19 protein-coding genes are annotated in these 21,583 nt (G+C 63.7%); 12 read left to right on the plus strand and 7 right to left on the minus strand.

Translation table 11 applies throughout. The features are described from left to right. Nucleotides 1–359: 359 nt before the first annotated feature. A complete protein-coding gene (locus FJ423_RS04545; RefSeq protein ID WP_095768936.1) occupies nt 360–950 on the minus strand; it encodes a hypothetical protein in 591 nt (196 codons plus the stop codon). Between the two features lie 211 nt (nt 951–1,161). Between FJ423_RS04545 and FJ423_RS04550 the strand changes: the two genes are divergently transcribed. Beyond that, a complete protein-coding gene (locus tag FJ423_RS04550; RefSeq protein WP_140839591.1) occupies nt 1,162–2,700 on the plus strand; it encodes a trimethylamine methyltransferase family protein in 1,539 nt (512 codons plus the stop codon). A gap of 64 nt (nt 2,701–2,764) precedes the next feature. Then, nucleotides 2,765–5,191 (plus strand): FAD-dependent oxidoreductase, encoded by a 2,427-nt coding sequence (locus FJ423_RS04555; protein ID WP_140839593.1) that lies wholly within the window; start codon nt 2,765–2,767, stop codon nt 5,189–5,191. A 186-nt stretch (nt 5,192–5,377) separates the two neighbouring features. On the opposite strand, the gene FJ423_RS04560 is transcribed toward FJ423_RS04555, so the two are convergent. Then, entirely contained in the window at nt 5,378–5,770 is a 393-nt protein-coding gene (locus FJ423_RS04560) for a DoxX family protein (RefSeq protein WP_140839595.1), read from the minus strand. A 196-nt stretch (nt 5,771–5,966) separates the two neighbouring features. On the opposite strand from FJ423_RS04560, the gene FJ423_RS04565 reads away from it, so the two are divergent. Next, a complete protein-coding gene (locus FJ423_RS04565) occupies nt 5,967–6,455 on the plus strand; it encodes a hypothetical protein (RefSeq protein ID WP_140839597.1) in 489 nt (162 codons plus the stop codon). Between the two features lie 25 nt (nt 6,456–6,480). Here FJ423_RS04565 and FJ423_RS04570 read toward each other — a convergent pair whose 3' ends face one another. After that, on the minus strand, nt 6,481–7,257 hold the full coding sequence (locus FJ423_RS04570; protein ID WP_140839599.1) for a VOC family protein: 777 nt from the start codon (nt 7,255–7,257) through the stop codon (nt 6,481–6,483). A gap of 424 nt (nt 7,258–7,681) precedes the next feature. Here FJ423_RS04570 and FJ423_RS04575 point away from each other — a divergent pair, with 424 nt between their 5' ends. The 5 genes from FJ423_RS04575 (at nt 7,682) to FJ423_RS04595 (ending at nt 12,892) form a co-directional block, all read left to right on the plus strand. Continuing rightward, nucleotides 7,682–8,416 carry a gamma-glutamylcyclotransferase gene (locus FJ423_RS04575; protein WP_140839601.1) on the plus strand — a complete coding sequence of 245 codons (735 nt, stop codon included), beginning with the start codon at nt 7,682–7,684 and terminating at the stop codon, nt 8,414–8,416. Between the two features lie 114 nt (nt 8,417–8,530). Then, nucleotides 8,531–9,895 carry an NAD(P)-dependent oxidoreductase gene (locus FJ423_RS04580; RefSeq protein WP_140839603.1) on the plus strand — a complete coding sequence of 455 codons (1,365 nt, stop codon included), beginning with the start codon at nt 8,531–8,533 and terminating at the stop codon, nt 9,893–9,895. A gap of 2 nt (nt 9,896–9,897) precedes the next feature. Then, the gene (gene preA / locus FJ423_RS04585) at nt 9,898–11,211 is read left to right on the plus strand and encodes an NAD-dependent dihydropyrimidine dehydrogenase subunit PreA (protein ID WP_140839605.1); all 1,314 of its coding nucleotides are present in this window, start codon (nt 9,898–9,900) and stop codon (nt 11,209–11,211) included. A 666-nt stretch (nt 11,212–11,877) separates the two neighbouring features. Next, on the plus strand, nt 11,878–12,396 hold the full coding sequence (locus FJ423_RS04590; protein ID WP_140839607.1) for an Rrf2 family transcriptional regulator: 519 nt from the start codon (nt 11,878–11,880) through the stop codon (nt 12,394–12,396). Nucleotides 12,397–12,433: 37 nt separating this feature from the next. Further along, nucleotides 12,434–12,892 (plus strand): carboxymuconolactone decarboxylase family protein, encoded by a 459-nt coding sequence (locus FJ423_RS04595; protein ID WP_140839609.1) that lies wholly within the window; start codon nt 12,434–12,436, stop codon nt 12,890–12,892. 41 nt (nt 12,893–12,933) lie between these two features. Here the strand turns inward: FJ423_RS04595 and FJ423_RS04600 are convergent, their stop codons facing one another. Continuing rightward, on the minus strand, nt 12,934–13,656 hold the full coding sequence (locus tag FJ423_RS04600) for an SDR family oxidoreductase (protein ID WP_140839610.1): 723 nt from the start codon (nt 13,654–13,656) through the stop codon (nt 12,934–12,936). Next, nucleotides 13,653–14,498, minus strand: a complete 846-nt coding sequence (locus FJ423_RS04605) for an SDR family oxidoreductase (protein WP_140839611.1) — start codon at nt 14,496–14,498, stop codon at nt 13,653–13,655. Before FJ423_RS04605 ends, FJ423_RS04600 begins: the two co-directional genes overlap by 4 nt. Nucleotides 14,499–14,601: 103 nt before the next feature. Here FJ423_RS04605 and FJ423_RS04610 point away from each other — a divergent pair, with 103 nt between their 5' ends. Continuing rightward, a complete protein-coding gene (locus tag FJ423_RS04610; protein WP_140839612.1) occupies nt 14,602–15,474 on the plus strand; it encodes a helix-turn-helix transcriptional regulator in 873 nt (290 codons plus the stop codon). A 294-nt stretch (nt 15,475–15,768) separates the two neighbouring features. On the opposite strand, the gene FJ423_RS04615 is transcribed toward FJ423_RS04610, so the two are convergent. Continuing rightward, nucleotides 15,769–16,398: a TetR family transcriptional regulator C-terminal domain-containing protein gene (locus FJ423_RS04615; protein WP_095769027.1), complete on the minus strand. Its 630-nt coding sequence runs from the start codon at nt 16,396–16,398 to the stop codon at nt 15,769–15,771. Between the two features lie 239 nt (nt 16,399–16,637). Here FJ423_RS04615 and FJ423_RS04620 point away from each other — a divergent pair, with 239 nt between their 5' ends. Continuing rightward, nucleotides 16,638–17,966 (plus strand): aspartate aminotransferase family protein, encoded by a 1,329-nt coding sequence (locus FJ423_RS04620; RefSeq protein ID WP_140839614.1) that lies wholly within the window; start codon nt 16,638–16,640, stop codon nt 17,964–17,966. 90 nt (nt 17,967–18,056) lie between these two features. Here the strand turns inward: FJ423_RS04620 and FJ423_RS04625 are convergent, their stop codons facing one another. Then, nucleotides 18,057–18,695: a TetR/AcrR family transcriptional regulator gene (locus FJ423_RS04625; RefSeq protein WP_095768951.1), complete on the minus strand. Its 639-nt coding sequence runs from the start codon at nt 18,693–18,695 to the stop codon at nt 18,057–18,059. 121 nt (nt 18,696–18,816) lie between these two features. On the opposite strand from FJ423_RS04625, the gene FJ423_RS04630 reads away from it, so the two are divergent. Both FJ423_RS04630 and hydA read left to right on the plus strand, forming a co-directional pair. Next, nucleotides 18,817–20,067 (plus strand): Zn-dependent hydrolase, encoded by a 1,251-nt coding sequence (locus tag FJ423_RS04630; RefSeq protein ID WP_140839615.1) that lies wholly within the window; start codon nt 18,817–18,819, stop codon nt 20,065–20,067. A gap of 64 nt (nt 20,068–20,131) precedes the next feature. Further along, on the plus strand, nt 20,132–21,583 hold the full coding sequence (hydA, locus tag FJ423_RS04635) for a dihydropyrimidinase (protein WP_140839617.1): 1,452 nt from the start codon (nt 20,132–20,134) through the stop codon (nt 21,581–21,583).

Here is a 21,583-nt window from a genome sequence, read left to right on the forward strand (position 1 = left end):
GGTTCCTTAACATAGAAGTTTGACCGGTTGGTTATGTGTGCGTTGGCAAAGCCCATGCCTTGGCGATTGGCCGAGACGCCTATCGCGATCGTCATCCACGGGCGGAGCAAGGAGCGTAGCGACGCGCGCAGACCCGAGGATCCATGCCGTGACATGGAAGCGCCGCGGCGGCAGAAATTCTGCACCGTTGCACACTTCGGTCTAGGTAACGGAATGGATTCTAGGGTCTGCGCGCGTCGCTACGCTCCTTGCTCCGCCCTAGAAGGACGAGGTTCAGGAGCCTCAGCTCATCGCCAGCGTTTGCGTTGATAGCCTTGCCCGACAAGCCTTCAATCTTTCAAAATCACCGTGTTGAGGAACTAGTTGCCGCACTGCCGCATCTGCGCGGCGTAATCGCGCGCCATCTGGTCGGTGGCGCGCGCGTAGTTTTGAACGCCGCCATCGCCGCGGTTGCCGCGGCCATAGGCGGTCCAGCCGAGATAATAGGCCAGATAGAGATTGTAGGTGTCGTTGCGGGCGACGCCGAACGTGTCGGCCGTCTTTGAGTGGTACCAGCCGACGAAATCGATGGCGTCGGCAAAGCGCGTGCGGCGCGCCGCCCAGTTGCCGGTCTCGCTTTGATATTGCGACCATGTGCCGTCGAGCGCCTGCGAGTAGCCGGTGGCGCTCGAGACATGCGTCCACGGGATGAAGCCGAGCAGCTTGGTGCGCGGCGGGCGGGCATTGCTCTTGAAGCCGGATTCCTTGCGCACCGTCGCCATCAGCACGGGGACGGGAACGCCGTATTTCCGCTCGGTCCGTTCGGCGGCGGACTGCCAGTTGTCGAACCAGCCGTCATTCTGGTCGAAGACCGCGCAGACATTGTTGATATGACTGGGCGCCGTCGCGCAGGCCGAAAGCGCCAGCAGCACCGAGACAGCGACAATTTTACTAAAACTCGACCTACGCATTGGAAGACGAATAGGCCGAAATCATAAAAGGAGTGTTGCGCGCTTTCTTAACGAGGGGTGGGAGGCGCGAAAAAGCTAAGTATCGATATCACGACTACTCGTGTCGCTATTCTTTTCCTCAATTTTGAAAAATGCCGCCTTGGCTAAAATCACGCCGGCAAATGGCGAATTCCTGACAGCTCGCATGCGATGCCGGCGCTCTGATGCGCGCATGAGCGAACCAAGACGCAAGCGCGGCGCCGAGCGCACCAGCAACCGGGGACCAGCCGCCATCCCGCAACTGCCGGCGCGGCGGGTGGAGAATCCCTATCCGCCCATGGCGCTGCTGTCGGCCGACCAGATCGAGGCCATCCACCAGGCATCGATGCACATACTGGAGAATTTCGGCATCGAGGTGATGAGCGCACGCGCCCTGTCGCTGTTCGAGCGCGCCGGCGCCAAGGTCGACCACGGCTCGATGAATGTGCGCGTCGATCGCGGCATGGTCGAGGAGGCGCTGAAGTCGACGCGCTCGGCCTATACGCTGACGCCCCGAAACCCGGACCACGCCATCCATCTTGGCGGCAGCACCATCAACTTCACGCTCGTCGCCGGGCCGCCCAATGTGCATGACATGGAACGCGGCCGCCGCGCCGGCAACCTTGCCGACTACTCGGACCTCGTCCGGCTGGCGCAGCATTTCAACTGCATCCACATGCTTGGCAACCAGGTCTGCGCCCCGGTCGAGCTGCCGGCGAACACCAGGCATATGGATACCTATTTCGCCAATCTGACGCTGACCGACAAATGCTTCCACGTCTCGGCGATCGGGCGGGGCAGGGCGCTAGACGGCATCGAGATGATGGCGATCGCGCGCGGGCTGACGCTTGAGCAGATGGGAGAGGATCCCGGCGTCACCACCATCATTTCGGTCAACTCGCCGCGCCGCTTCGACGAGATGATGGCCGAAGGGTTGATGACGATGGCCGAATACGGCCAGTCGGTGGCGGTGACGCCGTTCACGCTGATGGGGGCGATGAGCCCGGTGACGCTGGCCGGCGCGCTGGCGCAGCAGAACGCCGAGGCGCTGTTCGGCATCGTACTGACGCAGCTGGTGCGTCCGGGCGCACCGGTGATGTATGGCGCCTTCACCTCCAATGTCGACATGAAGTCGGGCGCGCCCGCCTTCGGTACGCCAGAAAACACCAAGGCCAACATCGCTTCCGGGCAGTTGGCGCGGCGTTACAAATTGCCTTACCGCACGACGCCTGGCTCGGCCTCCAACGCCGCCGATGTGCAGGGCGCCTACGAGACGATGATGGCTCTGTGGGGCGCGGTGCTCGGCCACGGCAATCTCGTCTACCACGCTGCCGGGTGGCAGGAAGGCGGGCTGACGGCGTCGTTCGAAAAGCTCATCATCGATGTCGAGATGATCCAGCACATGATGGAGTTCCTGCGGCCGATCGTCGTCGACGAGGCGGAACTTGCGGTCGAGGCGCTCGGCGCGGTGCCGACCGGCGGCCACTTCTTCGGCGAGCCGCACACGCTGGAGCGCTACGCCACCGCCTTCTACCAGCCGATGCTTTCCAACTGGCAGAATTACGAGGCCTGGCAGGAGGCGGGTGCGCTCGACACGACGGCGCGCGCGACGCGGCTGTGGAAGAAGGCGCTGGAGGAATATGTCCAGCCGGCCATGGATCCCGCGGTGCGCGAGGCGCTCGAAGCCTATATGGCGCGCCGCAAGGAAGCGATCGGGCAGGGTGAGCCGTGAGGGAACAGCTTCCCATCCTGATTCATTTCAATCTCTCAACTCACTGAACCAACGAGAAAAGTCCATGAAGTCGCATGCAAAGGTCGTGGTCATCGGTGGCGGTGTCGTCGGATGCTCGGTGCTGTTCCATCTTGCCCGCCATGGCTGGACCGACGTCGTGCTTCTGGAGCGCGACGAACTGACGTCGGGGTCGACCTGGCATGCGGCCGGCGGCATGCACACCATCAACGGCGACCCCAACGTCGCCAAGCTGCAGAAATACACGATCTCGCTCTACAAGGAGATCGAGGAACTGTCGGGGCAGGCCACCGGCGTGCACCTCACGGGCGGCGTGCTACTAGCGGCGACCGAAGCGCGGCTCGACTGGCTGCGCGGCGTGGTGTCCAAGGGCCGCTATCTCGGCATCGACCTCGAAGTGATCTCGGCCAAGGAAGCGGCGGAACTGATGCCGCTCATCGATCCCAGCCAGTTTGTCGGCGCCGTCCGCAACAAGGAGGACGGCCATCTCGACCCGTCCGGCGTGACGCATGCCTATGCCAAGGCGGCGCGGAAACTGGGGGCCGAGGTCGAGCGCTTCACCAAGGTCGAGGACATCGTGCGCCGTCCCGACGGGCTGTGGCGGATCATCACCAACAAGGGGGATATCATTGCCGAGCACGTCGTCAATGCCGGCGGTCTGTGGGCGCGCGAGGTCGGCCGCATGGTCGGGCTCGAGCTGCCGGTGCTGGCCATGGAGCACATGTACCTGATCACCGAGGACATGCCGGAAGTCGCCGACTGGAACAAGAAGACCGGCACCGAGATCATACACGCGGTCGATTTCGACGGTGAGCTCTATCTGCGCCAGGAGCGCGGCGGCATGCTGATGGGCACTTACGAGAAGGCCAACAAGGTCTGGTCCGAGTTCCAGACACCCTGGAATTTCGGCCATGAGCTCCTGGAGCCGGACATCGACCGCATCGCGCCGTCGCTCGAAGTCGGCTTCCGCCATTTCCCCGCTTTCCAGAAAACCGGCATCAAGCAGATCATCAACGGCCCCTTCACCTTTGCGCCGGACGGCAATCCGCTGGTCGGCCCGGTGCGCGGCCTGCCGGGCTTCTGGGTCGCCTGCGGCATCATGGCCGGATTCAGCCAGGGCGGCGGCGTGGGGCTCGCGCTCTCCAACTGGATGATCGAGGGTGATCCGGGCGCCGACATCTGGGCGATGGACGTGGCGCGCTACGGCGACTGGGCGACCATGGCCTACACCAACGCCAAGGTGCGCGAGAATTATTCGCGTCGTTTCTCGATCCGCTTCCCGAATGAGGAACTGCCGGCCGGGCGGCCGCTGAAGACGACGCCTCTCTATGACACGCTGTCGGCCAAGGGCGCGCAATGGGGCGTGTCCTATGGGCTCGAAGTGCCGCTCTGGTATGCGCCGGACGGCGTCAAGGACGAGTTCTCGTGGCGGCGCTCGACCGACTTCGACCATGTTGCCAAGGAAGTCGCGGCGGTGCGCGACGGCGTCGGCCTGTCGGAGATCTCGAACTTCGCCAAATACAAGGTGACCGGCGAGGGCGCGGCCGCCTGGCTCGACCGCATGCTTGCCTGCAGGCTGCCAAAGCGCGGCCGCATGACCCTGGCGCCGATGCTGAAGGACGACGGCAGACTGATCGGCGATTTCACTTTGGCCAACATCGACGACGCAGAGTGGTTCATCGCCGGCTCCGGCATCGCCGAGCAATACCACATGCGCTGGTTCGAGACGCATCTGCCCAAGGACGGCTCGGTGCGGATCGAGGCGCTGGGGCAGAAGCTCACCGGCCTTGCGATCGCCGGACCGAAAGCGAGGGAAGTGCTCGCCAAGGTCACCCGCGCCGATGTCTCCAACGCGGCGTTCCCTTTCATGGCGGTTGCGCGGATGGATATCGGCATGGCGCCATGCCTGGTCGGCCGCGTCAGCTACACCGGCGATCTCGGCTACGAGATCTGGGTAGCGCCCGAATATCAGCGCGCCGCATACCAGGCGCTGCTGGCCGCGGGCGAAGCGTCAGGCATCGGCCTGTTCGGCTCGCGCGCGCTCAATGCGCTGAGACTCGAGAAGAACTATGGCTCATGGGCGCGCGAGTACCGGCCGATCTATGGGCCGCTTGAGGCCGGGCTCGACCGCTTCGTCGCCTATGGCAAGGAGGCTGATTTCATCGGCAAGGAAGCAGCACTTACCGAGCGCAAAGACGGCGGCAAGCTCAGGCTGCGCTGCTTCATCGTCGACGCCACCGATGCCGATGTGATCGGTGACGAGGCGATCTGGCATGACGGCGTTGTGCGCGGCTGGGTCACCTCGGGCGGCTATGCGCATCATTCGAAGAAGTCGGTCGCTATGGGCTATGTGCCCAAGGAGATCGCCGACAGACCGGACGGTTTCGAGATCGAGATCCTCGGCAAGCGCCATGCGGCGCGCATCCAGGCGGCGCCGCTGTACGACGCCAATTTCGAGCGGATGCGCGGCTAGAGCAGGATGACGTTTCGTTGAATCGTCATCCTGCTCTAACTCTTTGTTGGAGCATGATCTTTTCCGAAAACCGGTTCCCACTTTTCGGGATCATGCTCTAGAGCAATTCCAGGAAAAGTGCGAAGCGGTTTCCGATCCGGAATTGCGTCAAAACAAAAAGCCTCCAGGCGCGCACCCTTCGATGCTTCAGGCGCTGCGGCGGTTATCCAGCGCGAAGGCGCCGGCCCCGGCGAAGATCAGATAGAGGAAGATGAAACAGAAGGAGATCGCCGCGTCGCCGCCGTTGTTGACGGGGAAGAAGTCGCGCGGCATGTGCGCCATGAAATAGGCGATCGCCATTTCGCCGGCCAGGAGGAAAGCGACCGGGCGGGTGAAGAGGCCGAGCGCCAGCAGGATGCCGCCGGCGAATTCGAGAATGCCGGCAGCCGTCGTCAACCCGGTGAGGGCATGTGGCTCGGCAGCGGCCGGGAAGTTGAACAGCTTCTGCGAGCCATGTTCGATGAATTGCAAGGCGGTCATGATGCGCAACACACCCAGCGCCTGCGGGCTGTACTGAGCTAGGTTTTCGAAAAGCTTCATCTAGAACTCCGTTTTATCCCGCTCGGGCCTTAGATTATCGCCCGGCGACGGACCACTCACTTCCCGTGGCCTGCCATCAACAATCGGTGAGTGGAAATGGCTTCAATCCCCATATTTCTTCTCTCTATGGTTGCATATGTATCCTTATGGTTGTATGAATAGGGGTGACTCATCAAACCAGGCAGGTCCCTTAACCATGAGAAAAGTCGCCCTCAGCCTATTCGCAATCCTTGCAGGCACCAGCTTCGCCGCAGCCGCGGATACCGGCTGCGACGCCTTCAAATGGCCGGTTGAACGTGAGCAGGCCCTGTTTCCGGCCGCGCCCGCCGCCCAGTCCGGCGCCACCCTGACGGTCGGCCAAGCGGTGGATTTCTCGCTCGCGGCTATCGACACGGTCAGCTTTGAAGTGCCGCCTGACCGTGCACCGAAAGCCGGCACCTTCGGCGCGACGGCAAATGTGACCGTGCCGCCTGAAGGCGAGCTGCAGTTCAGCCTGTCCGACGAGGCCTGGATCGATGTCGTGCAGGATGGCAAGATCGTGAAATCGGCGGCTTTCAGCGGCGTGAAGACCTGCCCGGGCATTCGCAAAAGCGTGCGTTTCAAGCTCCAGGGCGGAGCGGCCGTCGTCCAGCTCAGCGGCGCCAAGAAGGCCGATCTGAAGCTGGCGGTGCTGACGCCGGAGTGATCCAGCGGCAGCCCGCCGAGTGCTATTACCGAACCGGTGCCAGCAGCGCGAAATGCGCGCCTTGCGGGTCCTGGCACTGGATGATCCACTGGCCGCTCGGCACGTCCATCGGACCCATGATGACTTTGCCGCCATTGTCGGCGACGCGCTTGGCGGCGGCGTCGATGGCGTCGACGTTGAAATAGAACTGCCAGACGGGAACCGGTATCTGCGGTGGCTTGTTCATGATGCCGCCGCCGGATTCGGCGCCGGCGCCAAAAGTCTGGTAGATGCCCATCTCGCCCATGTCGAACTGGCCGGCGCTCTCCCAGCCGAACTGGCTGGAATAGAAATCGAAGGCGGCTTTCCAGTCCGATGTGTAGAGCTCATGCCAACCGACATGGCCGGGCGTGGTCGCCGGCACCGGCGGCTGCTCGGCCTGATTAGGCTGCAGGAACATGAAGGAAGCCCCTTGCGGGTCCGCAACGACCGCGAAGCGGCCGACGCCCGGAATATCGTCCGGCGCGCGGTGGACGGCACCGCCGGCGTCCTTGAGCGCTTGCGTCGAGGCGTCGGCATCCTTGGTGTAGATGTAGCCCATCCAGGCTGGCGGCATGCCCATCTTGGCGGGCTCTTCCGGCATCGTCATCAGCCCGCCGACGCCGCGCATGGCGGAGTTCACGACGATGTAGCGGGGCATGCCGGGCGCCTTGTCGAAGGGCTCGGCCCGCCAGCCGACAACGGCGGTGTAGAAAGCCTCGGCGGCGTCGAGGTCGGTGGTCATCAACTCGTACCAGAAGAAAGGTTGCGGGGATTTCGGCATGGTCGGTCTCCTCACCGGTTCGGGCAGCGATCGTTGTTCGATCCATCCTAAGGTATGTTGATGTCCAGGTGATGCCGGCCTGCAAACGGCGGTTTCCTGCGCTTCCGGTGCTCACGTACTTGAGTACGCTCCGCTCCGGTTCTCGAAAACCCCCGTTTCGGCGCGGCCTGACCTGAATCTCAACACACCCTAGGACGATCCTGACGACAGGAATCCGACATCTGGGCCAGAATTCGAGGACGGCAAGCGGCTTAAATCGCGTCGCGCTGAAACGGATTCAGGCGGCGCGCTTTAAGTCCTTGTCTTGATGCATGTCGTTGTCACCCAGAACCGCTGCACACTTCTCGCTGACATGCATTAGGCCCACGATCTTGCGTATCCGGCGCTTTTCGACTTTGCTGGCCTCAAAGAGGGGGCTGTCTTCATGCGTCGTATGTCACTCACGCCTGAGCTCGTGGCCTTGTGCCATCGCGACGAGGTCGACCCTGGTCCCGACGGCAGCTGGACACAGCTAAGCGATGATGATTTCCGGACGCTTGCCATGCGCCTGTCCGGCGAAGCCGACGACGGTCCGCTGTGGGTGTTCGCCTATGGCTCGCTGATCTGGAAGCCGGCCTTCGAATCGGTCGAGCAAAGGCGCGCGGCCGCGCATGGCTGGCACCGCTCGTTCTGCCTCGACATAAAGCGCTGGCGCGGCAGCCGCGAGCAGCCTGGATTAATGATGGCGCTGGAACGGGGCGGGCGCTGCGACGGGGTCATCTATCGTTTGCCGGAGGGCGAGAAACCAGCCCAGATCGAGCGATTGCTGCGGCGTGAAATCGACGACCACGAAAGCGTCAGCTCGGTCCGCTGGGTTCCGGTAAGAACGGCGCAAGGGTCTTTGCGGGCGCTCGGCTTCTGGGTCGGCGTGACCGGCAAGGGCACTTCGCTCGGGCAGCCGCTGGAAAGCGTGGCGAAGATACTGGCACGCGCCTGCGGCCATGTCGGCTCTGGCGCCGAATATCTCTACAACACCGTCAGCCACCTCGAGACCTTTGGCATCCATGACCGCAATCTGTGGCGGCTGCAGGAACTGGTGGCGGACGAGATCCGGTCCATCCATGGCCACAGCGTCACAAGCCATGACACAGCAAAGGTTGCCGAGCCGGCTATAACATGACTACATTCGTCATGTTTTTGCGCAAACAATACAGTGGCTTGGCCGAAAATTGACCAATTGATAAAAAAATAAAACGTGCTAGCCTTCCCCAAAACGACAACAAGGGGAACTGGAATGGCGACTGGTCATTTCATCGAAGGCATTGCCGGCGGCCGGCTGTCTTCCGAGCAATATGCCGACAATTTTTCCGACCTGCATCCGCCGCTCGATCATCACGAGGCGCTGGTCGAGTCCGATCGCTGCTATTTCTGCTACGACGCGCCGTGCATGAACGCGTGCCCGACGTCGATCGACATCCCGCTATTCATTCGGCAGATCGCGACGGGCAATCCGCTGGGTTCGGCCAAGACGATCTTCGACCAGAATATTCTCGGCGGCATGTGCGCCCGCGTCTGCCCGACCGAGACGCTGTGCGAAGAGGCCTGCGTGCGCGAGGTCGCCGAAGGCAAGCCGGTGCAGATCGGCCGGCTGCAGCGCTATGCCACCGATGTCGCCATGGGCGAGGGCAAGCAGTTCTACAAGCGCGCCGAACCGACCGGGAAGAGCATCGCCGTGGTCGGCGCCGGCCCGGCGGGGCTGGCGGCGGCGCATCGGCTTGCCCGCCACGGCCATGATGTGACGATCCTCGAGGCGCGGCCGAAGGCCGGCGGGCTCAACGAATACGGCATCGCCGCCTATAAGAGCGTCGACGATTTCGCCCAGGCGGAAGTGGACTATGTCACCGCGATCGGCGGCATCGACATCCAGAACGGCAAGGCGCTCGGCCGCGACTTCCAGCTTGCCGACCTGATCCGCAACTACGACGCGGTTTTCCTCGGCATGGGGCTTGGCGGCGTCAACGCGCTGCGCGCCGATGGCGAGGACGCCGACGGCGTCGCCAATGCCGTCGAGTTCATCTCGGAACTGCGCCAGGCGAGCGATCTTTCCGGCCTGCCGGTCGGCCGGCGCGTCGTCGTCATCGGCGGCGGCATGACGGCGATCGACGCCGCGGTGCAGTCGAAGCTGCTCGGCGCCGAAGAAGTGACGATCTGCTACCGGCGCGGCCAGGAGCACATGAATGCTTCAGAGTTCGAGCAGGATCTGGCCGCCGCCAACGGCGTCACCATCCGCCACTGGCTGCAGCCGAAGCGCGTCATTGCCGAGAACGGCAAGGTGTCGGCCATCGAGCTCGAATACACGGCGATGAGCGGCGACAAGCTTGTCGGCACCGGCGAGACGCTGCGGCTCAATGCCGACCAGGTGTTCAAGGCGATCGGCCAGAGCTTCGTGCCGGCGCATCTCAACGGCAGCGCGGAACAGATCGAGCTCGAAGGCGGCCGCATCAAGGTCGATGCCGAAGGCCGCACCTCGCTGGCCAAGGTCTGGGCCGGCGGCGACTGCATCTTCGGCGGCGACGATTTGACTGTCTCGGCAGTGGCGCAGGGGCGCGACGCGGCCGAGAGCATCCACCGGGCACTGGCCTCTAACGGGAGGGCATGAGCATGGCAGACATCCGCAACAATTTCGTCGGCATCAAATCGCCCAACCCGTTCTGGCTGGCCTCGGCGCCGCCGACCGACAAGGCCTACAATGTCGAGCGCGCCTTCAAGGCCGGCTGGGGCGGCGTGGTGTGGAAGACGCTGGGCGAGGAGGGCCCGCCGGTCGTCAACGTCAACGGCCCGCGTTATGGCGCGATCTGGGGCGCCGATCGCCGGCTGCTCGGCTTGAACAATATCGAGTTGATCACCGACCGCGACCTGCAGACCAATCTGCGCGAGATGAAGCAGGTGAAGATGAACTGGCCGGACCGGGCGCTGATCGCCTCGATCATGGTGCCTTGCGTGGAGGAGAGCTGGAAGGCGATCCTGCCGCTGGTCGAGGAGACCGGCGCTGACGGAATCGAGCTCAATTTCGGCTGCCCGCACGGCATGAGCGAGCGCGGCATGGGCTCGGCGGTCGGCCAGGTGCCGGAATATATCGAGATGGTCGTGCGCTGGTGCAAACAGTACACGCGCATGCCGGTCATCACCAAGCTGACGCCCAACATCACCGACATCCGCAAGCCGGCCCGGGCGGCGCATGCCGGCGGCACCGATGCGGTGTCACTGATCAACACCATCAACTCCATCACCGGCGTCGATCTCGACAGTTTCGCGCCGCAGCCGACCATCGACGGCAAGGGCTCGCATGGCGGCTATTGCGGCCCGGCGGTGAAGCCGATCGCCATGAACATGGTGGCCGAGATCGCGCGCGATCCGGAAACGCATGGCCTGCCGATCTCAGGCATCGGCGGCATCACCACCTGGCGCGACGCCGCCGAATTCATGGCGCTCGGCGCCGGCAACGTGCAGGTCTGCACGGCGGCGATGACCTATGGCTTCAAGATCGTACAGGAAATGATCGCCGGACTGGAGAACTGGATGGACGAGAAGGGTCACGCCTCGCTCTCCGACATCATCGGCCGTGCCACGCCCAATGTCACCGACTGGCAGTATCTCAACCTCAACTATGTCGCCAAGGCGCATATCGACCAGGATGCCTGCATCAAATGCGGCCGCTGCCACATCGCCTGCGAGGACACCTCGCATCAGGCGATCACCAGCATGGTCGACGGTGTCAGGCATTTCGAGGTGATCGAAGCCGAATGCGTCGGCTGCAACCTTTGCGTCAATGTCTGTCCGGTGGAGGGCTGCATCACCATGCAGCCGCTGGCCGCCGGCGTGCTCGACCAGCGCACCGGCTTGCCGGTGTCGCCGGTCTACGCCAACTGGACCACGCACCCCAACAATCCGATGGCCAAGGTGGCCGCGGAGTAGGATTGGTTCCTCGCCCCACGTAGTGGGCACAGATCTTCTGTGACTGGCGCGACTGATCAGGCCGAGCCTTGATTGCGACGTGGTTCCCCCAATCCGTCGCTGCTTCGCAGCGCCACCTTTCCCCCCTCCGGAGGGAAAGGAAGGGAGCGTTGCTGGACGAGCGTTGACGGCAAAAAGCTTGGCGCCTTTCCTCTACCCCGTCGATCGGGGGAGAGGTGGCTCGGCGAAGCCGAGACGGAGTGGGGGTCGACCAGCGCTACATAAGACAATGCATGCGCCAAACTGCTATGCACGCTATCGCCAAAGGCCAGGCCGCTTGGAAACGTGTGCATGCCGTAGACGAAGTGGGGAGAGGTGGCCCGGTGAAGCTGGGACGGAGAGGGGTCTTCGGGACGGATGGGAACTAGTCCAGGCTCCTGACCGCCTGTTTATCTTGCTAACACCTCATTCTTCACCGACTCTGAGCTCACAGAAGGCGTCCTCCTCTCCGTCCCGGCTTCGCCGGGCCACCTCTCCCCCGCTTTGCGGGGTGCGAGGAACCCAAGTCCCGCGAAGCGCCAATTCTCCCTCACTCTGTCATTGCGAATCGGCGGGCAATCTTCATTTTTCTATTGCAGATAAAAATTATCCATGATAAAAGATATCGATGATTGGGAGATCTGCACAATGAAACTGGGAGATGGCGTCGAAGCGGCCATCCATTGCGCGGCGACGCTGGCCAGCGTCGATGGCAACAGCACGATGCCGGGCGCGGCGTTGGCTGAGGCGTTTGGTCTGTCGCCGAGTTACCTGCTCAAGCATCTGAACCAGCTCACGGCGGCGCGCATCCTGGAATCGGTGCCGGGGCCGGCGGGCGGCTACAGGCTGGCGCGGGCGGCCGAGCGCATCACGCTGCTCGACATTGTGCTTGCAGTGGAGGGCAGGGAGCCCGCCTTCCGCTGCGGCGAGATCCGCCAGCGCGGCCCGGTCAAGCTCGACGCCTCGGCCTATGTGAAGCCTTGCGGCATCAATGCCGCGATGCTCAAGGCCGAGCGTGCCTACCGGGCGGCACTCGCCGAAGTGAAGCTGTCCGACATCGTGGCGGACTACGCGGCCGAAGGCGATCCGCGATCCTATGCCGCGAGTTGCGCCTTCGTCGAGCGTCACCAGCGGCGCCAGAAATCCGCTTCACCGAAGCAGATTTGAACCTCTAAACCACCCCAAGCCTGAAAGGAAAAAGACGATGAAACCGAGACTGCAGTTCTTTGCCAAGGCGCCGGAAATCATGAAGGCGGTATCGGCGCTCAACAAGGCCGTCGACGAATGCGGGCTGGAAGTGAGCCTCCTGCACCTGATCAAGCTCAGGGCCTCGCAGATCAATGGCTGCTCATATTGTGTCGAAATGCATAGTCGCGAGGCGCGACGCGACGGCGAGACCGAGACCCGGCTCTATCTCGTCGCCGCCTGGAAGGAATCGCCGCTGTTTTCAGAGCGCGAACGAGCCGCCCTTGCATGGACCGAAGCCGTGACGCTGATCGCCGACAATGGCGTATCGGACGAGCTCTACGCCCGCACGCTCGAGCATTTCTCGGAAGAGGAACTGGTCAACCTCTCGGTCGCGCTCGGCATGATCAACACCTGGAACCGGCTGTGCATTCCCTTCCACGCCATTCATCCGATGCCGGCCGCCAAGGCTGCCTGATCGAACGGCTTGGCGCGCGGATAAGAGATCCCCGCGCCTGTTCACGCAGCAAAGCGCAGGCCTCCGTCGCAGGTCAGCACCTGGCCGGTCATGAAGCTGTTCGAGACCAGGAAGGCGATCGCTTCGGCGACGTCCTCGGCGCGACCGATGCGGCCGACCGGCGTCTTGCCGGCATATTCGGCAAACACCGCCTGCCGCTGGTCGTCCGGCAAGAAGTCCCACCAGGGCGTGTCAATGACGCCGGGCGCCACGACGTTGACGCGCAGCGGCTTCAGCTCGACGGCCAGGATCGGTGCGACGGTCAACAGCATGCCGTTGATGGCGCCGATGCCGGCGACGCCGGGCGCGGCGATCTGCGCCGACACAGCCGAGATGAAAGTCACCGATCCAGCTTTGTTCAAGGTCGGCAGGGCCGCCTGCAGGCAGGAGAGTTGCGGCCGGATCTTTTCATCGACGCCGCTGCCGATGTCGGCGAGGTCGAGCGTCGCGAACGATCCCAGTCCCTTGCCGCCGCTGGCGGCGAGAACAAGGTGATCGAACGGCCCGAGGCGCTCGAAGAAATTCCGGACCTCGTCCGGCTTGGTGGCATCGAACGCTGCCTTGCCGACGGTGCCGTCGAGGCTTTTCCAGGCGCTTTTCAGCTTCTCCTCGTTGCGACCGGTGATCGTCACTTTCATCGTGGGGCTGACCAGCCTTTTGGCCGTGGCAAGGCCGATGCCGGACGAGCCGCCGATGATGACGCAATGTTCGATAGTCTCGCTCATGAATGCTTTTCCCTGGATGTTGCGGAAGATTGTCCGATCAGCTCGAGGCTAAGCGCGCGCAGCCGGCGGCGGGCTTTCTCGTCATAGGCCTGGGCGTCGGCGCGCGACTCCCGCTGGCCGTCGAAGTAACGGCCGCTGCGGCCTTCGAGCGCCGGCGATGTTGCCAGGTTGAGAATGGCGTCGGCGCCGGTCTCGACCGAGCTCCATGGCGTGACCCCGGCCTGCCGCACCATCGTTGTGTCCATGTAGCTTGCCGGGTGCAGAGCATTGACCGTGATGCCGGTGCCGTCGAGCTGCTCCGCCAGATCGATGGTGAACAGGATCTGCGCCAGCTTGCTCTGGCAGTATGCGCGCACGCCGCTATAGCCATGCGTCAGCATCACGTCGTCGAAGTCGATCGCCTGCTGGCCGGCCGAGGCGACGTTGACGATGCGCGCCGGCGCGCTTGCCTTGATGAGCGGCAAGAGCTCCGACGTCAGCAGGAAGCCAGCAAGATAGTTGACGGCGAAGCGCAACTCATAGCCGTCGGCGCTGACCTGCCGGCTGGCGGCCTGGCCGCCGGTGCCGACGCCGGCATTGTTGATCAGGACGTCGAGCCGATCGGTCCTGGCGCGCACCGCTTCGGCGAGGCGACGCACCTCGGCAAGCGACGAAAGATCGGCGATGAGAAATTCGGCCTTGCCACCTTTTGCCTTTATGGCGGCAACGGTCGCCTTGCCGCGGCTTTCGTCGCGGCCATGCACCAGCACGCGGGCACCGCCGGCGCCGAGCCGCTCGGCGACCACGCGGCCGACGCCGTCGGTCGAGCCGGTGACGAGAATTGTTTTGTCGTTGAGTTCCATGTCCGGAGCCTCCTTGCGCTGCTCTGAACGCAAAGATGGGACATCGCGCGGGGCGCTAACAGTTCAAACTTTATCCTGGTATCGGTACTGCTATAATAGGCATATGGACGTCATCACTCATTCCCCCGAAGATCACCGCCGGCGCGAGCTCGGCGCCTTCCTGCGGTCCCGCCGCGAAAGGCTTTCGCCGGATACCGCCGGCATCGCCTGCGGCGCGCGGCGGCGCACGCCGGGTCTGCGGCGCGAGGAAGTGGCGATGATCGCCGGCGTCGGCACCACCTGGTACACCTGGCTGGAACAGGGCAGGGACGTGCGGCCTTCGGTCGAGGTGCTGTCGGCTCTCTGCCAGGCGCTGCGGCTCGACGCCGCCGAGCAGCGGCATCTGTTCACGCTCGCTGGCCGCCAGCAGCCCGAGCGGCGCCGCATCGTGCAGGGAAAGGTCGAGGGGCCGTTGCTGCACATGCTGCAGAGCCTGGTTCTGCAGCCCGCCTATGTCGTCGGCCCGCGCTGGGACGTGCTGGCATGGAATGACGCGGCCGTCGCCATTTTCGGTGATTACGGCCTGCTGGAGGGCGATGCCCGCAACATCATCCACGGCGTGTTCACCGATCCGCACCGGCGCCACCTTTTGGTGGATTGGGAGCAGCTGGCGCGCGCGACCCTTGCCGCGTTCCGCGCCGAGAGCGCGAAATACACCGGCGATCCGGATTTCGAGCGGCTGATCGAGTTGATGATGCGCTCAAGCCCCGAGTTCCGCGAATGGTGGCCGCAGCGCGATGTGGTGCATCGGCTCTCCGGCCTGAAGCATCTGCGGCATTCGATCGCCGGCGCGATGACGTTCGAGCATATGAGCCTGTCGATCGACGACGGCTCGGACATGCGGCTGATCGTCTACACGCCGCTGGCGGAGCAGAACTCGGTGGTGAAATTGCGCAAGCTGCTCGAGGGGCTTCCAACCGAGCGGCGCAGCGCGTGAGGTCCCCTCGACTTCGTCATCCACGGGCGGAGCGGGAGCGAAGCGGACGCGGAGACCCGAGGATCCATTCCGTTACTTTTGCCGTGGGTGCAGCGGTGCAGAATTCTGGACGGTAGCGGCGCTCCGAGGTCACGGAATGGATCCTCGGGTCTGCGCCGCGTCGCTTCGCTCCTTGCTCCGCCCGTGGATGACGAAGTGATGGGCGCCGCGGCCAATCTCCAAGGTCAGCAAAAACAACACGGCGGACAAGTTGGCCCCACATACGGGTCCACCTGCTAGGCCATTTTGTCGACGCTAGCCCTTCGGCTTCAGCCCATCCAGGAACAGCTGCTCCAGAAACCGCGCTGCGTCCTCGAAGCGGCCGTCGCCGCCGCGGTCGGCGCCGAGCACGGCGCGGACCTGGACGTCGAAATCGGCATAGTGCTGCGTCGTCGCCCAGATCGAGAAGATCAGGTGCCAGGGATCGGTGCGGGCGATCTTGCCGGCGCGCATCCAGCCCTTGATGACGGCGGCCTTCTCGTCGACCAGCGTCTTCAGCTCGCCCTCCAGCATCGGCTTGATGCGCGGCGCGCCCTGCAGGATCTCGTTGGCGAACAGCCGGCTTTCGCGCGGAAAATCGCGCGCCATCTCCAGCTTCCTGCGGATATAGCTCCTGAGCTCCGTCAGCGGATCGCCGATGTCGTCAAGCTCGCGCAATGGCGCCAGCCAGGTGTCGAGCAGACGCTGCATCAACGTCTCGTGAATGTCCTCCTTGCGGCGGAAGTAATAGAGAAGGTTGGGCTTCGACATGCCGGCGGCTTCGGCGATCTGGTCGATGGTCGAGCCGCGAAACCCGTTGGCGGAGAAGACTTCGAGCGCGGCTTCCAGGATCAGCTCGCGCTTTTCCTGCTGGATGCGGGTGCGGCGGGGAGCGGAGCCTTCCATCGCCGCCGTCATCCTGGCCGGCCGTCTTTGCGCCGGCTCTCTGGACCAATTGTCTGGACCAGTTTTTCCTTGGGCTGTGGAGCGCGCTTTTTATGCCGCATTTCCGCTAGTAATCCCCTGACCGCCGACAGGCGGTGCTAACGTTTGTCCAACCGGTCAAAAATTTGCGTAGCACGAAAACGCAGCAAAGACCAAGCGTTGGCCGCACCGAAACACGCTTACAAGGGGAAGTCCTGGTCATGTCCAACCGGCTGAAAGTCACGCCGAACGATCTCAGCGCATTTTGGATGCCGTTCACGGCAAACCGGCAGTTCAAGCAGGCGCCGCGCATGTTCGTGTCCGCCAAGGACATGCACTACACCACCAGCGACGGCCGCAAGGTGCTCGACGGCACCGCGGGCCTGTGGTGCGTGAACGCCGGCCACTGCCGGCCGAAGATCACCGAGGCGATCCAGAACCAGGCTGCCGAGCTCGACTACGCGCCGGCCTTCCAGATGGGCCACCCGATCGTGTTCGAGCTGGCGAACCGCCTGGTCGATATCGCGCCCAAGGGCATGGACCATGTCTTCTTCACCAATTCAGGATCGGAATCGGTGGACACCGCGCTCAAGATGGCGATCGCCTATCACCGCGTTCGCGGCGAGGGCTCGCGCACCCGTCTGATCGGCCGCGAGCGCGGCTATCACGGCGTCAATTTCGGCGGCATCTCGGTCGGCGGCATCGTCTCCAACCGCAAGATGTTCGGCACACTGCTCGGCGGCGTCGACCACCTGCCGCACACGCATCTGCCGGAGAAGAACGCCTTCTCGAAGGGCGTGCCGGAGCATGGCGCCGAGCTCGCCAATGAGCTGGAGCGTCTCGTCACCTTGCATGACGCCTCGACCATCGCTGCCGTCATCGTCGAGCCGGTCGCCGGCTCCACCGGCGTCATCCTGCCGCCGAAGGGCTACCTGCAGAAGCTTCGGGAAATCTGCACGAAGCACGGCATATTGTTGATTTTCGATGAAGTGATCACCGGCTTCGGCCGCCTCGGCACGCCGTTCGCTGCGGACTATTTCGGGGTCACGCCGGACATCATGACCACCGCCAAGGGCGTCTCCAACGGCGTCATCCCGATGGGCGCGGTGTTCGTCAAGAAGGAGATCCACGACGCCTTCATGACCGGCCCGGAGCACATGATCGAGTTCTTCCACGGCTACACCTATTCGGGCAATCCGATCGCCTGCGCCGCGGCGCTCGGCACGCTCGACACCTACAAGGAAGAAGGCCTTTTGACCCGCGGCGAGGAGCTGGCGCCTTACTGGGAGGACGCGCTGCATTCGCTCAAGGGCGAGCCGCATGTCGTCGATATCCGCAACATCGGCCTGATCGGCGCGATCGAGCTGGCGCCGATCGCCGGCAGCCCGACCAAGCGGGCCTTCTCAGCCTTCGTCAAGGCGTTCGAACGCGGCGCGCTGATCCGCACCACCGGCGACATCATCGCGCTGTCGCCGCCGCTGATCATCACCAAGGGCCAGATCAACGAACTCATCGACCATGTGCGTGAGGTGCTGAGGTCGATCGACTGACAAGCCGGAGCGGACACTCTGCCGTGGAGGGAGGGTGTCCGCGAAGCCGCCGGCTGAGGTCGACGCCGCAGCGCCGACCTTCGGTGCGAGTCAGGCCGGCTGCGCGCCAATGCCGGTCAGGATCACCCGCTTGATGTTTTCCTTGGCTTCCCGCCATTGCCGGTCGGAGAGCGACTTGCCGCCGTTCAGCGTCTCGATCTGGTGGCCGAAATCGGCGTAATGCTGGGTCGTGGCCCAGAGCATGTAGAGGAGATGACGCGGGTCGACCGGGTCCATCTTGCCCTCCTCGATCCAGCGCCTGATGATCTCGACGCGACCGTCGGTCCATTCGCGCAGCGTCGATTCCATATAGTCCTGAAGCACGGGCGCGCCGTGCATGACTTCCGAGGCCCAGACCTTCGAGCCGTCCGGGTGGCGACGCGATATTTCCATCTTGGCGTCGATATAGGCGCTGATGCCGTCTACCGGGCCGCGCGCCGCGTCGAAGCAATTGGCCGCCTGCAGCCAGATCTCGAAAATGTTCTGGACGACGGACCGGTAGAGCTCTTCCTTGGTGGCGAAATAATAGTGGAGATTTGCCTTTGGCAGTCCCGCCAGATCGGCGATCAGCTGCATCGTGGCGCCGCCGAACCCGGCTTCCGCAAACACCTTTTCGGCGGCGAGCAGAATTGCTTTTTCATTCTCCCGCCTTATGTCCTGCCGCCGCATGGGACGGGTGGATTCGCTCATGTCTCCCCCAAGATTCTCGTTGACCGCTTGGTCAGCTTGTGTAGTCTGAAAGCTGACCATACGGTCAGGATGCAAACCACTCAAGGGGCGACAAGACCCCTGGTGAAAATGGGAACCGCAAATGGCCGCACCTGGTGAAAATCTGCGAGTGAATTCAGACCGCTTGTGGGATTCCATCATGGAGATGGCGAAGATCGGCCCCGGCATTGCCGGCGGCAACAATCGTCAGACACTGACCGATTCCGACAAGCAAGGCCGCGAGCTGTTCAAGTCCTGGTGCGATGAGGCCGGGCTCACCATGGGCGTGGATCAGATGGGCACCATGTTCATGACGCGGGCTGGCACCGATCCGGACGCGCTGCCGGTCTATGTCGGCTCCCATCTCGACACCCAGCCGACCGGCGGCAAATATGACGGCGTGCTCGGCGTACTTTCCGGCCTGGAGGTGGTGCGCTCGCTCAACGATCTCGGCATCAAGACCAGACATCCGATCGTCGTCACCAACTGGACGAACGAGGAGGGCGCTCGTTTCGCGCCGGCGATGCTCGCCTCGGGCGTGTTCGCCGGCGTGCACACCCAGGAATATGCCTATGCCCGCAAGGATCTCGACGGCCTGACCTTCGGCGACGAGCTGAAGCGGATCGGCTGGGTGGGCGACGAGACGGTCGGCGCGCGCAAGATGCACGCCTATTTCGAATACCATATCGAGCAGGGCCCGATCCTCGAAGCCGAGAACAAGCAAATCGGCGTGGTGACCCACTGCCAGGGCCTGTGGTGGCTGGAGTTCACGCTGACCGGCAGGGAAGCGCATACCGGCTCGACGCCGATGAACATGCGCGTCAATGCAGGCCTTGCCATGGCGCGCATCCTGGAGATGGTGCAGACGGTCGCCATGGAGAACCAGCCCGGCGCCGTCGGCGGGGTGGGCCAAGTGAAGTTCTCGCCCAATTCCCGGAACGTCCTGCCAGGCACGGTGGTCTTCACCGTCGACATCCGCTCGCCGGACCAGGCCAAGCTCGACGGCATGCGCGCCCGCATCGAAAAGGAAGCGCCGAAGATCTGCGAGGCGCTTGGCGTGAAATGCTCGGTCGAGGCGGTCGGCCATTTCGACCCGGTGACCTTCGATCCGACGCTGGTCGGCCGCGTGCGCACAGCCGCCGAAAAGCTCGGTTACAGCCATATGAATATCATCTCCGGCGCCGGCCACGACGCCTGCTGGGCGGCCAAGGTGGCACCGGCGACCATGGTCATGTGCCCCTGCGTCGGCGGCCTCAGCCACAACGAGGCCGAGGACATCTCCAAGGAATGGGCGGCGGCGGGCGCCGATGTGCTGTTCCATGCGGTGGTCGAGACAGCTGGAATCGTTGGATGACCGCCTAGACCAGTCACCTCGCAACGCCGCTCGCAAAGAAGCGCGAAAGAACAGGGGAACAGATATGACCAAAGTCATCCGGAACGGCACCATCGTGACCGCCGACCGTACCTGGAAGGCCGACGTGCTGATGCAGCATGGCAAGATCGTCGCCATCGGCTCCAACCTGCACGGCGACCATGAGTTCGACGCCACGGGCTGCTATGTCATGCCGGGCGGCATCGATCCGCATACCCATCTCGAAATGCCGTTCATGGGCACTTATTCGGCCGACGATTTCGAATCCGGCACGCGCGCCGCGCTCTCCGGCGGCACGACGATGGTGGTCGATTTCTGCCTGCCGGCGCCGCAGCAATCGCTGCTGGAAGCGCTGCAGATGTGGGACAACAAGACCTCGAAAGCATCCTGCGACTATTCCTTCCATATGGCGATCACCTGGTGGGGCAAGCAGGTGTTCGACGAGATGGCTCAAGTCGTCGACCGGGGCATCACCTCGTTCAAGCATTTCATGGCCTATAAGGGCGCGCTGATGGTCGACGACGACGAGATGTACTCGTCGTTCCAGCGTTGCGCCGATCTCGGCGCGCTGCCGCTGGTCCATGCCGAGAATGGCGACGTGGTCGCAGCGCTCTCGCAGAAGCTTTTGGCCGCCGGCAACAATGGTCCGGAGGGACATGCCTATTCGCGGCCGCCGGAAGTGGAGGGCGAGGCGACAAACCGCGCCATCATGATCGCCGACATGGCGGGCGTGCCGCTCTATGTCGTGCATGTCTCCTGCGAGCAGAGCCACGAGGCGATCCGTCGCGCCCGGCAGAAGGGCATGCGGGTGTTCGGCGAGCCGCTGATCCAGCACCTGACGCTCGACGAGACCGAGTATTTCAACAAGGACTGGGACCATGCGGCGCGCCGGGTGATGAGCCCGCCTTTCCGCAGCAAGTGGCACCAGGATTCGCTGTGGGCAGGCCTGCAGGCCGGCTCGCTGCAGGTGGTGGCGACCGACCATTGCTCCTTCACCACAAGCCAAAAGCGCAACGGCATCGGCGACTTCACCAAGATCCCGAACGGCACCGGCGGGCTCGAGGACCGTTTGCCGGTTCTGTGGACGCGAGGCGTCAACACCGGGCGGCTGACGATGAACGAGTTCGTCGCGGTAACCTCGACCAACATCGCCAAGATCCTCAACATGTATCCGAAGAAGGGCGCGATCGTCGAAGGCGCCGACGCCGACATCGTCGTGTGGGATCCGAAGCGCAAGAAGACGATCTCGGCCAAGAACCAGCAGTCGGTGATCGACTACAACGTCTTCGAAGGCGTCGAGGTGACCGGTCTGCCGCGCTTCGTCTTCTCGCGCGGCGAGCTGTCGATCGAGGAAGCGGAGGTGAAGGCCAAGACCGGCCATGGCGAGTTCGTCGCCCGCGAGCCGAACGCCGCGGTCAACCGGGCGCTGTCGACCTGGAAGGAGATTTCCGCGCCGCGCAAGGTCGAGCGAACCGGCATTCCGGCCACCGGGGTCTGA

It is taken from the genome of Mesorhizobium sp. B2-8-9 (assembly GCF_006439475.1).
Taxonomy (GTDB): Bacteria; Pseudomonadota; Alphaproteobacteria; order Rhizobiales; family Rhizobiaceae; genus Mesorhizobium.